The sequence below is a fragment of the Micromonospora sp. D75 genome (assembly GCF_018070405.1).
Lineage (GTDB): Bacteria > Actinomycetota > Actinomycetes > Mycobacteriales > Micromonosporaceae > Micromonospora > Micromonospora chalcea.
Genome location: NZ_JAGPXV010000098.1, coordinates 1 through 12,928, shown reverse-complemented (window position 1 = coordinate 12,928; position 12,928 = coordinate 1). Strand labels below are relative to the sequence as shown.

Genomic DNA, 12,928 nt, shown 5'->3' with positions numbered 1-12,928 from the left:
GCCACCGTCGCGGTGGGCGTCGGGGCGACCCTGCGCGGCGACCACGCCCGTGGCGGTCCGGCGCTGCGCCGGGTCGTCGTCCTCGGCGGCCGGCTGTCCGGGCCCGCGCTCACCCCGGGCGCGCTGGTCTGCGCCGCCGCGGCGGCGCTGCTGGTGGCGGTGGACGGGCCCGCGCACCGGCTCGCCGGCCGGGCGGTCGACGTGGCCCGCTCGCGCGGCGAGCTGTCCCTGCTGCCCCGGGCGCTGGAGCTGCGCGCCGTCGCCGAGTACTGGCTGGGCCGGCACGAGGCGGCGGCGGAGACCGCCCGCGAGGGCGTGCGCGCCGCCCGCGACACCGGCCAGCACGCCTGCGCCCAAGTGCACCTCGGCATCCTCGCGGTGCTGGCCGCGGTACGCGCCGACCGGGCCGGCGCGCTGGCCCGGATCGCCGAGATCGGTGACGGGGCCGCGCCCGGGAGCCGGCCGGACGCGTACGCCAGGTGGGCGCTCGGTGTGCTGGACCTCATCGACGGCCGGTACGCCGACGCGGTCGCCCGGCTGTCCACGCTGGCCCGCACCGGCACCGGGCGGGGGCAGGTGCTGGTGCAGGTGATGGCCACGCCGTACCTGGTGGAGGCCGCCGCCCACGACGGCGGGCGCCCGGCCGCCGCGCTCGCCGTGTTCGACCACTGGGCCAGCAGCACGGCCAGCCCGTCGCGGCGGGCCCTGGCGGCGCGCTGCCGCGCGCTGCTCGCGCCCCGGGGCGGCCCGGAGGCCGAACGGGAGTTCCACGCGGCGCTGCGGCTGCACCCGGCCGACACCGACCGGTTCGAGCGCGCCCGCACCGAACTGCTGTTCGGCCGCGAGCTGCGCCGCCGGCGCCGCCCCCGCGACGCCCGGGCCCACCTGCACCGGGCGCGGGAGACGTTCACAGTGCTCGGCGCGACCGTCTGGGCCGACCGGGCGGGCGAGGAGCTGCGCGCGGCGGGGGAGTCGGTCGGGCCGGCGCCGAACGGCCCGGAGCAGTTGCTGACCGGGCAGCAGCTGCACATCGCCCGGTTGGTCGCGCAGGGGGCGACCAACCGGGAGATCGCCACCCGGATGTCGCTGTCCACCCGGACCGTCGACCACCACCTGCGCAACGTGTTCCACCGGCTGGGTGTGCGCTCCCGCACCGAACTGGCCCGCCTGCTGGCCTGACCACCGGCCGCGCCGCGCCGCGCCGGGTGGCCGGAGGGCCGCTCCCGACGGGCCGGCCGAACCCGGCGCCGCGGCCGAGGCGGCGCGGCCCGGACGTCGCGCGGCGCCTGACGACACCGGCGACCCGCGCCCGCAGCGGCCGGGCGAATGGTTGCGGCAGGCCGGTCGCGCGCCACACACCGACCCCGCCATGCCGGTGACCCGCCGCCCGGCCGACGAGCCGACCGGCCGTACCGGCGCCGCCGTCCCACCGGTCCGCCCCGAACCGGCCGATCCGGGTACGCCGTCGCGGCGGCCCGCGCCGGCTGGACCGGGTGGGCCGGCGCGTGGCGCGGCGGCAGGCCCTCCGGCTGCACCGGTCGGGCCCGACCAGACCGGCCCGATCGCGCCCCCGGCGGGTCCTCCGATGCCCGCCCCGGCCGCGAACCCCGGCCGCCCCGGCCCGGCCCGGGGCGCCGCCCGCCCCGGCGTACCACCCGGTGGCGGCCCGCAGAGCGACGTCGAGCGCACGGGTGGTGTGCCGATCGGTGGTGGCCGTCCCGGTGGTGGCCCGCCGCGTCCGGCCGGTCCGCCCGGCGGCGACGGTGGCCGTATCGGTCCCGGCCCGCACCCACCCCGGCAGGGACCCGGCGGTCCCGGCCCGCACCCACCCCGGCAGGGACCCGGCGGTCCCGGCCCGCATCCGCCCCGGCAGGGGCCCGGCGGGTCCGGCCCGGTCCGGCCCGGTGAGGCACCTCCGCCCGGTGGCGGACCCCGTCCACCGGTGGCGCCCGGCGCCCGGGGCGCGGCCGCCGGACCGGCGCCTGCCGCCCGCGCGGCGGCGGGTGTGGCGCGACCGGTCGGACCGGACGAGCGGACCACCGGCCGGGCGGCCGGCCCCGGACCGGAGCCGGACCGCAGCGGTCCGGGCAACCCGGCCGGCATGGCGCCGCCTCCGGGCGCTCCGGCGGTGGTGCGGGCGGCTGCTGTCGTACCCCCGGGGGAGGCTGCCGGGCCACGGCCCGGCGCGGACGGCATGCCCGCGCCGCGACCCGCCGGTCCCGGCGTGGACGAGACCGACGCGGAGGCCGGTGGCCTGCGCGGCGCCCGGTCCGAGCTGCGGCGGCAGATGCGCGAGCGGCGCCGCCTGCGGATGGGTGTCCTCGCGCTGGTGAGCCTCCTGCTGCTGGGCGCGGTACCGCTCTACTTCGGCATGCGGACGCTCAGCCGCGATCCGGTCTTCGACACCCTCGACGCGCTCGACGTGCCCGCCTGGGCCGAGAAGAAGACAGTCGACAACGTCAGCGGCAGCCGCTGGTGCCTGCAGGACTGCCGGCTGCGGGAACGCGCGGTCGAGTCGGAGCAGGGATGGGAGCAGACGGTCGCCGTCTACGAGCAGGCGCTGGCCAAGGACGGCTGGCGGCGGTGGAGCGTCGAACGCTGCCCGGAGGAGAAGGTCGAGGGCAGCTACACCTGCTGGCGTCGCGACGAACTCACGCTTGACCTGTGGGTACGCGACCCGGCCTGCACGCCGCCGCCGATCGACGGCGCGCCCGCGCCCTCCGCGCCGGCCGCGCCCGCAGCGGCGACGTGCACCGGCTCGTTGGTGTCGGTGAAGGTGCGCAACGCGATCGACGACGAGCGCACCGGGCCGACGCCGACCACCGATCCGTCACTCACCGGTGAGGATCCGTTCCCGACGCTGACCGACGACCCGCTGGGCGAGGCGACTCCCTCACCGTCGTGAGCCGACTTTCATCACGGACGGTAGGGTCTGGGGCTGGCACGCCCGTCCGCGCTCGGTGACCGGGTCGGCGTGGCGCGAAGTGGGTAGGTACGGTCGCGCGTTCCGGGGCGTCGGGTTCCGGGACACTGCTTGAGGAGGACATGCGCGTGAGTGGTGGAGAAATCGCTGCGCTGATCGCGGCCGGCGCGTTCCTGATGCTGGTGCTCGTGCTGGCGGTGCCGATCCTGCGGCTGCGGCACACCGTGGACGCGACGACCCGCATGATCACCGAGGTGAACGAGCGCACCGCGCCGCTGCTCGGGGACGTGAACACCACGGTGAAGAACGTCAACGTGGCGCTGGAGCAGGTGCAGACCTCGCTGGACGGGGTGAACCTGCAGCTCGCCAAGGTGGACACCATGACCAGCCACGCGCAGAACGTCACCGCGAACGTGGCGAACCTGGCCACCGTGGTCTCGGCCGCCGCCGCGAACCCGCTGGTGAAGGTGGCCGCGTTCGGGTACGGCGTGCGCCGCGCCGCCTCCGCGCGCCGGCACGCCGAGACCGAGCGCGAGGTGCGCGACACCATCAAGCAGCAGCGTCGCGCCGCCAAGCGCGGCAACCGCTGACCCCGACCGGCGTACGCGGGAGGATGAGAGCATGAGGCGGTTGTTCTGGCTTGGCATCGGGCTGGCCGTGGGCGTCCTGGTGGTGCGCAAGGCCACCCGGACCGCGCAGGCGTACACCCCGGCCGGCATCGCCAGCGGGCTGTCCGAGTCCGCCGGCGGTCTGGTCGAGTCGCTGCGGGCGTTCGTGGACGACGTCCGGGTCGGCATGGCCGAGCGTGAGCAGGAGATCCACGAGGCCTTCGCCCGCGGCGAGGTGTACGACGACCAGTTCGCCGAGCTGCGGGAGGACCCGCGCATCGGCGACCGAGAGATTTTCCCGGAGGACCACCAGCGATGACGACGGCGGAGATCAAGCGGCGGTTCCTCGCCCACTTCGAGGCGAACGGGCACACCGTGGTTCCGTCCGCTCCGCTGCCCGCCATCAGCGACCCGAACCTGCTGTTCATCAACGCGGGCATGGTGCAGTTCGTGCCCTACTTCCTGGGCCAGCAGACCCCGCCGTACGCGCGGGCGACGAGCGTGCAGAAGTGCATCCGGACGCCGGACATCGACGAGGTCGGCAAGACCAGCCGGCACGGCACGTTCTTCCAGATGAACGGCAACTTCTCCTTCGGTGACTACTTCAAGTCCGGGGCGATCCCGCTCGCCTGGGACCTGGCGACGAAGTCGGTCGAGGCGGGCGGTTTCGGGCTGGACCCGGAGCGGATCTGGGCCACGGTCTACCTGGACGACGACGAGGCGTACGACATCTGGCGCGCCACCGGCGTGCCGGCCGAGCGGATCGTGCGCCGCGGCAAGGCCGACAACTTCTGGTCGATGGGCATCCCCGGCCCGTGCGGCCCGTGCTCCGAGCTGTACTACGACCGCGGCCCGGCCTACGGCCGCGAGGGCGGTCCGGAGGTCGACGAGGACCGTTACCTGGAGTTCTGGAACCTCGTCTTCATGCAGTTCGAGCGCGGCCCGGGCACCGGCAAGGAGGACTTCCCGATCCTCGGTGACCTACCGGCGAAGAACATCGACACCGGCATGGGCCTGGAGCGGATGGCCTCGCTGCTGCAGGGCGTGGACAACCTCTACGAGATCGACGAGGTCCGCCCGATCCTCGACAAGGCCGCCGAGCTGACCGGCAAGCGCTACGGCGTGCACTCCGGTCACGCGGCCAACGAGTCGCACCCGGACGACGTCCGGCTGCGGGTCATCGCCGACCACGTGCGCACCTCGCTGATGCTGATCGGCGACGGGGTGACCCCGTCGAACGAGGGCCGGGGCTACGTGCTGCGCCGGATCATGCGGCGGGCGATCCGGGCGGTGCGGCTGCTGGGCTACCAGGACCGGGCGCTGCCGGAGCTGCTGCCGGTGGCCCGCGACTGCATGGCGCCGTCGTACCCGGAGCTGGCCGAGGACTTCGGCCGGATCTCCCAGTACGCGTACGCCGAGGAGGACGCGTTCCTGGCCACGCTGCGCGCCGGCACCACGATCCTGGACACCGCCATCGCGGAGACCAAGTCGGCCGGCAAGGCGGCGCTCTCCGGTGACAAGGCGTTCCAGCTGCACGACACGTACGGCTTCCCGATCGACCTGACCCTGGAGATCGCGGCCGAGCAGGGGCTGCAGGTCGACGCGGAGGGCTTCCGCCGGCTGATGGCCGACCAGCGCAGCCGGGCCAAGGCCGACGCGCAGGCGCGCAAGACCGGGCACACCGACGTGTCGGCGTACCGGTCGGTGCTCGACGGCGGCGGGCCGGTGGAGTTCACCGGCTACACCGAGCTGAGCCGCGAGTCGCGGGTGCGCGCGCTGCTGTCCGGCGGCGCCGCGATCTCCGCCGCGGTCGAGGGCGACACGATCGAGCTGGTGCTCGACACCACCCCGTTCTACGCCGAGGGCGGCGGCCAGCAGCCCGACCAGGGGCTCATCACCGTCGGCGGCGGCCAGGTCGAGGTCTTCGACGTGCAGCAGCCGGTGCCCGGCCTGATCGTGCACCGGGCCAAGGTGGTGCGCGGCGAGGTGCGCTCCGGGGAGACCGGGTACGCCGAGATCGACGTGTCCCGCCGCCGGGCGATCTCCCGCTCGCACACCGCGACGCACCTGGTGCACCAGACGATGCGCAACTTCCTCGGCGAGTCGGCCACCCAGGCGGGTTCGCTGAACGCGCCGGGCCGGCTGCGGTTCGACTTCAACACCCCGACGGGTGTGGCGCCGAGCGTGCTGCACGACGTGGAGCAGCAGGTCAACGAGGTGCTGCTGGCCGACCTGGAAGTGCACGCGTTCGTCACCAGCCAGGAGGAGGCGCGCCGGATCGGGGCGATGGCCCTGTTCGGCGAGAAGTACGGCGAGCGGGTCCGGGTCGTCGAGGTCGGCGACTACGCCCGGGAGTTGTGCGGCGGCACGCACGTGGCCCGCTCTGCCCAGCTCGGCCTGGTGAAGATCCTCTCCGAGGCGTCGGTGGGCTCCGGGGTACGCCGGATCGAGGCGCTCGTCGGCATGGACGCGTTCGGCTTCCTGGCCCGCGAGCACCTGCTGGTGTCCCGGCTGGCCGAGCTGTTCCGGGTGCCGGGGGAGCAGGTCGCCGACCGGGTGGAGCAGACCGTCACCCAGCTTCGCGACGCGGAGAAGGAGCTGGAGAAGCTGCGCGCCCAGCTCGTGCTCGGCGGGGCCGGCGCCCTGGCCGCGCAGGCCAAGGACGTGCGCGGCGTCGCGTACGTCGGCACCGAGGCCCCCGAGGGCGCGGCTGCGAACGACGTGCGGACCCTCGCCCAGGAGATCCGGGGCCGGATCGACCCGGCCCGCCCGGCGGTGGTCGCGGTGGCGGCCCGGGCCAACGGCAAGGCGTCCCTGGTGGTGGCCGTCAACCAGGCCGCCCGGGGGCGGAGCCTGAGCGCGAAGGACCTCGTGAAGGCGGCGTTCTCCGGCCGGGGCGGCGGCAGCGACGACCTGGCCCAGGGCGGCGGCCTGCCCGCGGCGGAGGCGCCGAACCTGCTGGTCACCGTCGAGCAGGCGGTCGCCGGTACGGCATGAGCGAATGCACCGAGCGGAGCGAGGGCCGTGAGCGCATGCCCGGCGATACGGCATGAGCGCACCGATCGACGCCAGGGCGGACCACCCGGTCCGCCCTGGCCCGTACCGGCGGGGAGGTGTCCGATAGTGGCCGAGCTGTCCCGAGGCGTCCGGCTGGGCGTCGACGTGGGCCAGGTCCGGGTGGGTGTGGCCCGATGTGATCCGCACGGCATCCTCGCCACGCCCCTGGTCACGCTGGCCCGCGACCTGACCGCCGAACCGGACGCGGTGCCCGCCGACATGGCCGAGCTGGTCCGGCTCGCCGCCGAGCACGAGGCGGTGGGGATCGTGGTCGGCCTGCCGGTCAACCTCGCCGGAAAGCACGGCCCCGCGGCGGTGAACGTATCAGCCTATGCCAGCCGATTGGCTGATGTAATGAGGCCGATTCCGGTGACGCTGACGGACGAGAGGATGTCTACCGTCGTCGCGAGTCGTAGGCTGGCCGAACGGGGCGTCCGGGGAAAGCGCCAACGGGCGGTGGTCGACCAGGCCGCCGCGGTGGAGATTCTGCAGAGCTGGCTGGACGCACAGCGGAGGCGGACGCAATGATCGACGACCTTGATCTGGGCTTCGACGAGCAGGACAGGGGGGAGAAGGGCCGGCACCGGCGCGGCGCGGTACGCCGACGGCAGGGCAAGTCCGGCGGCGGCCGGGGCAAGACCCTGCTCGCCCTCGCGCTCGCGCTGATCCTGCTGGGCGGCATCGGCGGCGGCGCGTTCTACGGCTTCGACCGGGTCCAGAACTACTTCGTCACCCCCGACTACGACGGCTCCGGCACCGGCGAGGTGACAGTCGAGATCAAGCAGGGCGCGCTGCTCGCCGACATGGCCGACGCGCTGGTCGCCGCCGACGTGGTGAAGAGCACCAAGGCGTTCATCGAGGCCGCCGAGGAGAACTCGCGCAGCAAGAACATCCAGCCCGGCACGTACAAGCTGCGCAAGCAGATGAGCGGCGACGCGGCGGTCGCGGCCATGCTGGACCTGAAGAACCGGATCGTGAACGGGATCACCATTCCCGAGGGGCTCACCGCGAAGACGGTCTACAAGCGGCTCTCCGAGAAGACCGACATCCCGGTCAAGGACTTCGAGGCGGCGGCGAAGGATCCGGAGGCGCTCGGCGTACCGGACTGGTGGTTCAAGCGCTCCGACGGCAAGAAGGTCAAGCCGTCGATCGAGGGCTTCCTGTTCCCCGACACCTACGAGATCCCGCCGAAGGCCACCGCCGAGACGGTGCTCAAGCTGATGGTGAACAACTTCCTCACCGTCACCTCGAACATGCAGTACGCCGAGAAGGTGCAGCAGGACCGCGGTGGCATCACCCCGTACGAGGCGCTGATCGTCGCCTCGCTCGCGCAGGCCGAGGCCGGCAACAAGGTCGACCTGGGCAAGGTCGCTCAGGTCGCCTACAACCGGGTCTACAAGGGCAACTTCGACTGCGGCTGTCTGGAGATGGACGTCACCGTCAACTACTACCTGGAGTTGACCGGGCGGCCGACCAAGGCGTCGAAGGACATGACCGCCGCCGAGCTGGACGACCCGAAGAACCCGTACAACCGCAAGCTGCGCGGCCTGATCCCCACCCCGATCAACAACCCGGGCAAGGACGCCCTGCAGGGCGCGCTCAGCCCGCCGCCGGGCAAGTGGCTCTTCTTCGTGGCGATCAGCAAGGACGGGCGCTCCGCGTTCGCCGAGACCTACGCCGAGCACCAACGCAACGAGCAGAAGGCGCGCGAGGCCGGGATCATCTGATGGCCGATCCCCGCCGCGCCGCGGTGGTCGGCAAGCCGATCGCCCACTCGCTCTCCCCGGTGATCCACACCGCCGGGTACGCGGCGGCCGGGCTGAGCGGCTGGTCGTACACCCAGATCGAAGCCGGCGCCGACGACCTGCCCGGCCTGGTCGCGGGCCTCGGCCCGGAATGGGCCGGGCTGTCGGTGACCATGCCGGGCAAGGAGGCGGCGCTCGCGCTGGCCGACGAGGTCTCACCGGCCGCCGCCGCCGTCGGCGCCGCCAACACGCTGGTACGACGCGCCGACGGCACCTGGTACGCGGACAACACCGACGTCACCGGCATGGTCGAGGTGCTCACCGGCGCGGGCTGCGTCGCCGGGGCGGTCGTCACCGTGCTCGGCGCCGGTGGCACCGCCCGGGCGGCCATCGCGGCGGCAGCCCGGATCGGGGCGGCCGAGGTGACTGTGGTGGCCCGCCGCCCGGAGGCGGTCGACGAGCTGCGCCCGGTCGCGGCGGCGGCCTGCGTGCCATTGGCCGGGGCCGAGTGGGACGGCGCGCCCGCCCACGCCCGCGCCGACCTGGTGATCTCCACGGTGCCGAAGGGCGTGGCCGACCCGCTCGCCGACAACTTCGACTGGCGACCGGAGTCGGTCTTCTTCGACGTCGTCTACGACCCGTGGCCCACGCCGCTCGCGGCGGCGGCGCTGACAGCCGGGTGCCGGGTGGTCTCCGGGCTGGACCTGCTGCTGGCCCAGGCGTACGGCCAGTTCGAGCACTTCACCGGCGTCACCGCCCCACGCGCCGCGATGCGCGCTGCCCTGCCGGTGTAAGGAAGGGCCCCTTATTAACGCCTCCGGTAGAGGAAGGGCCCCTTGTTAACGCCTCGCCCCACGAGGCGGCAGATCGGCGCGGAGGCGGCCTGTCCGGTGGGCGGGATGCGGCGGGCGGCGTACGCCGGTGACCACCGGGCGTGACACACTGACCGTCGTGTTGCGCTGGCTGACTGCAGGTGAATCGCACGGACCCGCCCTCGTCGCGATGCTGGAGGGCGTACCCGCCGGCATCGAGGTGACCACCGGGGAGATCTCCGGCGAGCTGGCCCGGCGCCGGCTCGGCTACGGCCGGGGTGCCCGGATGTCGTTCGAGCAGGACGAGGTCGAGATCATCGGCGGGCTCCGGCACGGCGTGACGCTCGGCAGCCCGGTCGCGATCCGGGTCGGCAACTCCGAGTGGCCCAAGTGGCGCACCGTGATGGCCGCCGACCCGGTCGACCCGGAGGAGCTGGCGAGTCAGGCCCGCAACGCGCCGCTGACCCGTCCCCGCCCGGGTCACGCCGACCTGGCCGGCATGCAGAAGTACGGGCACACCGACGCCCGGCCGATCCTGGAGCGCGCCAGCGCCCGGGAGACCGCCGCCCGGGTCGCGGTGGGCACCGTCGCCAAGGCGCTCGTGCGTCAGGCGCTCGGCGTCGAGATCGTCTCCCACGTGGTCGAGCTGGGCCCGGTTGCGGTCAAGCCGGGGCTTCGCCCCACCCCGGAGGACGCCGCCCGCATCGACGCCGACCCGCTGCGCTGCCTCGACGCCGAGGCCAGCGCCCGGATGGTCGCCGAGGTCGACGCCGCGAAGAAGGCCGCCGACACGCTCGGCGGCGTGGTCGAGGTGCTCGCGTACGGGGTACCGCCGGGCCTGGGCAGCCACGTGCAGTGGGACCGCAAGCTCGACGCGCGCCTCGCCACCGCGCTCATGTCGATCCAGGCGATCAAGGGCGTGGAGATCGGCGAGGGCTGGCAGCAGGCCCGCTCGCGCGGCTCGGAGGCGCACGACGAGATCGTGCCCACCGCCACCGGCGTGCGGCGGATCACCGACCGGGCCGGTGGCCTGGAGGGTGGCATCACCACCGGTGAGCCGCTGCGGGTGAAGGCGGCCATGAAGCCCATCTCGTCGCTGAACCGGGCCCTGGCCACGGTCGACGTGACCACCGGCGAGCCGGCCACCGCGATCAACCAGCGCTCCGACGTGTGCGCGGTGCCGGCGGCGGCGGTGGTGGCCGAGGCGATGGTCGCGCTCGTGCTGGCCGAGGCGGCGGTGGAGAAGTTCGGCGGCGACTCGGTCGCCGAGATGCGCCGCAACCTGACCGGTTACCTCGACAGCTTGGTGATCAAGTGAGCACCCGGCCGATCTGCGTGCTGGTCGGTGCGCCCGGTGCCGGCAAGACCACTGTCGGCACGGCGCTGGCCGAGGCGCTCGGCGTCGACTTCCGGGACACCGACGCCGACATCGAGAACCTCGCCGGCAAGCCCATTCCGGAGATCTTCGTGGACGAGGGGGAGGAGCACTTCCGTACCCTCGAACGGGCCGCCGTGGCGGCGGCGCTCGCGTCGCACGCGGGCGTGCTCGCGATCGGCGGCGGCGCGGTGCTGGCCGAGGAGAACCGGGCCGCGCTGATCGGCCACACCGTGGTGCACCTGTCGGTGGAGCTGCCGGACGCGGTCAAGCGGGTCGGTCTGGGCGCCGGGCGTCCGTTGCTCGCGCTGAACCCGCGCGCCACGCTCAAGCATCTGATGGACCAGCGCCGCCCGCTCTACGCCGAGGTGGCGACCGCGACCGTGGTGACGGACGGGCGTACGCCGGAGGAGTTGGCCGCGGAGATCGCCGCGCTGCTCAAGCCCTGACACCCGCACTGCCGCGCCCGGCTCCCGCCCTCGGTGGAACGCGGTGGGTGTCTCCGGGGTGTCGTGGCACCCATGACGTTCCACCCGGCGTGGATGACGTTGGTGGGTGGAACGCCTTGGGTGTCTCCCGAGCGTTATGGCACCCGTGGCGTTCCAGTCGGCGTCGATGGCGTCGGTGGGTGGAACGCCATGGGTGCGTGGGAAACGTGTCGGGACGGGCCGGTCAGGCATTTGCCGCAACGGCCCCGGCCGCCCTGCGGCGAGGGCTCCGCTCCGGTCGCCAGGTGGCGAGCAGCGCCAGCGCCAGCGCGATCTCGGCCAGGTCACCGAGGTAGTACATGAGCGTGGCGCCGGCCCGCAGCTCGGCGGCGGTCGCCGGCACGTCCACGAACAGCCCGGCGTAGAGCAGCTGGGCGATGGTGGCGTGCGCGGCCACCCCGACCCCGATCACCACCAGCCGCACCGGTACGCGCGGGCGGTGCGGGCCCGGGTCGGGACCGGCGATCGACCAGGCGAACAGGCAGCCGCTGAGCAGGAAGTGCACGTTCACCAGCGTGTGCAGGGCCGGGCTGTCCAGCGTGGCCCGGTACAGCGGGGTGAGGTAGAGCAGCCACAGCCCGCCCGCGGTGAGCAGCAGGCCGGTCACCGGGTGGCCGAGCACCCGCGCTGTCGGATGCCGCAGCAGGTGGACCAGGGCCCGGCCGGTACGCCGGTCCAGCGTGCGCAGCAGCAGCGTGACCGGGGCGCCGAGCACCAGCGCCAGCGGCGCGAGCATGCCGATCAGCAGGTGCTGCCACATGTGCCCGACGAAGTCGCCGACCGGCGCGCCGAGCCCGCCCGCGAGCAGCAGCGCGCCCAGCCCGAAGCTCGCCGTCCGGGCGTGCGGCCAGCCGGGCCCGCCCGGGTCCCGCAGCCGCAGCGCGGCGGCCAGGTACGCCCAGAACAGCGCCGCCGGGATCAGCGCGATCGCCGGGAAGCCGCCGCCGGCGTGCCCGGCGTGAGCCAGGCTCACCGGCGCTCCGGCGCGCAGAGGTCCACCGCGCGGGCCCGGCGCTGGATCGTCCAGCCGACAGCGATCAGCACCACGCCGAGCGCGAGGAACCCGAGGTCCCACCAGAGCTGGTGCGGGCCGCCGCGGACGTGGTGGATGCCGAGCAGGTGGTGGTCGACGACGCCCTCGACCAGGTTGAACAGGCCCCAGCCGATCAGCGCCCAGCCCCACAGCATCGGCGAGCGCCACAGCCGGCCCCGCGAGTGTGTGACCCGGGAGTAGAGCAGGGCCAGGCCGGTCAGCACCGCCACCCAGGTGACCACGTGGAACAGGCCGTCCCAGAGCGTGTTCATCTGCAAGCCGGGCACGGTGTCCACCGGGTACTCGCGCACGCCGATCCGGTCGCTGCCGGTGCTGCTGAGCATGTGGTGCCACTGCAGGACCTGGTGCAGGACGATGCCGTCGACGAAGCCGCCGAGCCCGACGCCGAGGATCGTGGCGGGCAGCCGGATGCTCGTCGCGGACTCCGGTCGGGTCGCGTGTGCCGTCGTCTCACTCATTCCGGCCGCCCTACCCGCGATGTGGCCGGACAAACACCCAGCCAGTGGACAACGGCCGCGCGGGGGCGGCGCGCTGGACTAGGCTGCCCGCGATGGACGAGGTGACCCGGATCCCGGTCGGCGGCGAGCGGCCGTACGACGTGCTGGTGGGACGTGACCTGCTGGACCCGCCGCCGGTGCTGCTGGCGGGCGCCGAGCGGGTGGCCTTCCTGCACGCGCCGCCGCTCAAGGCGCTCGCCGACCGGCTCGCCGACGCGGTCCGCGAGGGCGGCGTGACGCCGCTGCTGATCGAGGTGCCGGACGCCGAGGCGGGCAAGCACGTCGACGTGGCGGCGGCCTGCTGGGAGCGGCTCGGCGACGCCGGGTTCACCCGTACCGACGCGGTGGTCGGGGTGGGCGGCGGCGCGG

12 protein-coding genes and 1 pseudogene are annotated in these 12,928 nt (G+C 74.3%); 11 read left to right on the top strand and 2 right to left on the bottom strand.

Features of this window, described 5'->3' with window-relative positions:
• The 10 genes from KBX39_RS08945 to KBX39_RS08900 form a co-directional block, all read left to right on the top strand.
• Positions 1-1,179 (top strand): LuxR family transcriptional regulator (locus tag KBX39_RS08945; RefSeq protein ID WP_247659999.1); only part of this gene is annotated, 1,179 nt, incomplete at its 5' end.
• A 1,108-nt stretch (positions 1,180-2,287) separates the two neighbouring features.
• Positions 2,288-2,905, top strand: coding sequence for a hypothetical protein (locus tag KBX39_RS08940; protein WP_043330338.1), 618 nt, complete (start codon positions 2,288-2,290; stop codon positions 2,903-2,905).
• A 146-nt stretch (positions 2,906-3,051) separates the two neighbouring features.
• Positions 3,052-3,513 carry a DUF948 domain-containing protein gene (locus KBX39_RS08935; protein WP_104115776.1) on the top strand — a complete coding sequence of 154 codons (462 nt, stop codon included), beginning with the start codon at positions 3,052-3,054 and terminating at the stop codon, positions 3,511-3,513.
• Between the two features lie 31 nt (positions 3,514-3,544).
• Positions 3,545-3,850 carry a hypothetical protein gene (locus KBX39_RS08930; protein WP_013285491.1) on the top strand — a complete coding sequence of 102 codons (306 nt, stop codon included), beginning with the start codon at positions 3,545-3,547 and terminating at the stop codon, positions 3,848-3,850.
• Positions 3,847-6,528: an alanine--tRNA ligase gene (alaS, locus tag KBX39_RS08925; RefSeq protein WP_210869957.1), complete on the top strand. Its 2,682-nt coding sequence runs from the start codon at positions 3,847-3,849 to the stop codon at positions 6,526-6,528. Before KBX39_RS08930 ends, alaS begins: the two co-directional genes overlap by 4 nt.
• A 126-nt stretch (positions 6,529-6,654) precedes the next feature.
• Positions 6,655-7,116, top strand: coding sequence for a Holliday junction resolvase RuvX (gene ruvX / locus KBX39_RS08920; RefSeq protein ID WP_043324961.1), 462 nt, complete (start codon positions 6,655-6,657; stop codon positions 7,114-7,116).
• Positions 7,113-8,315 carry an endolytic transglycosylase MltG gene (gene mltG / locus KBX39_RS08915; RefSeq protein ID WP_043324960.1) on the top strand — a complete coding sequence of 401 codons (1,203 nt, stop codon included), beginning with the start codon at positions 7,113-7,115 and terminating at the stop codon, positions 8,313-8,315. The genes ruvX and mltG overlap by 4 nt, the downstream gene beginning before the upstream one ends.
• Entirely contained in the window at positions 8,315-9,127 is an 813-nt protein-coding gene (locus KBX39_RS08910; RefSeq protein WP_210869955.1) for a shikimate dehydrogenase, read from the top strand. Before mltG ends, KBX39_RS08910 begins: the two co-directional genes overlap by 1 nt.
• A gap of 157 nt (positions 9,128-9,284) precedes the next feature.
• On the top strand, positions 9,285-10,463 hold the full coding sequence (gene aroC / locus KBX39_RS08905) for a chorismate synthase (RefSeq protein ID WP_210869953.1): 1,179 nt from the start codon (positions 9,285-9,287) through the stop codon (positions 10,461-10,463).
• Positions 10,460-10,969, top strand: a complete 510-nt coding sequence (locus KBX39_RS08900; protein WP_043324958.1) for a shikimate kinase — start codon at positions 10,460-10,462, stop codon at positions 10,967-10,969. Before aroC ends, KBX39_RS08900 begins: the two co-directional genes overlap by 4 nt.
• Positions 10,970-11,192: 223 nt before the next feature.
• Here the strand turns inward: KBX39_RS08900 and KBX39_RS08895 are convergent, their stop codons facing one another.
• Together KBX39_RS08895 and KBX39_RS08890 are read right to left on the bottom strand one after the other, a co-directional pair.
• Positions 11,193-11,981 (bottom strand): cytochrome c oxidase assembly protein, encoded by a 789-nt coding sequence (locus tag KBX39_RS08895; RefSeq protein WP_210869951.1) that lies wholly within the window; start codon positions 11,979-11,981, stop codon positions 11,193-11,195.
• Positions 11,978-12,520, bottom strand: coding sequence for a DUF2243 domain-containing protein (locus tag KBX39_RS08890; RefSeq protein ID WP_104115769.1), 543 nt, complete (start codon positions 12,518-12,520; stop codon positions 11,978-11,980). The genes KBX39_RS08895 and KBX39_RS08890 overlap by 4 nt, the downstream gene beginning before the upstream one ends.
• A 92-nt stretch (positions 12,521-12,612) precedes the next feature.
• Here KBX39_RS08890 and KBX39_RS08885 point away from each other — a divergent pair.
• Positions 12,613-12,928, top strand: a pseudogene (locus tag KBX39_RS08885) (3-dehydroquinate synthase); the annotation flags it as partial.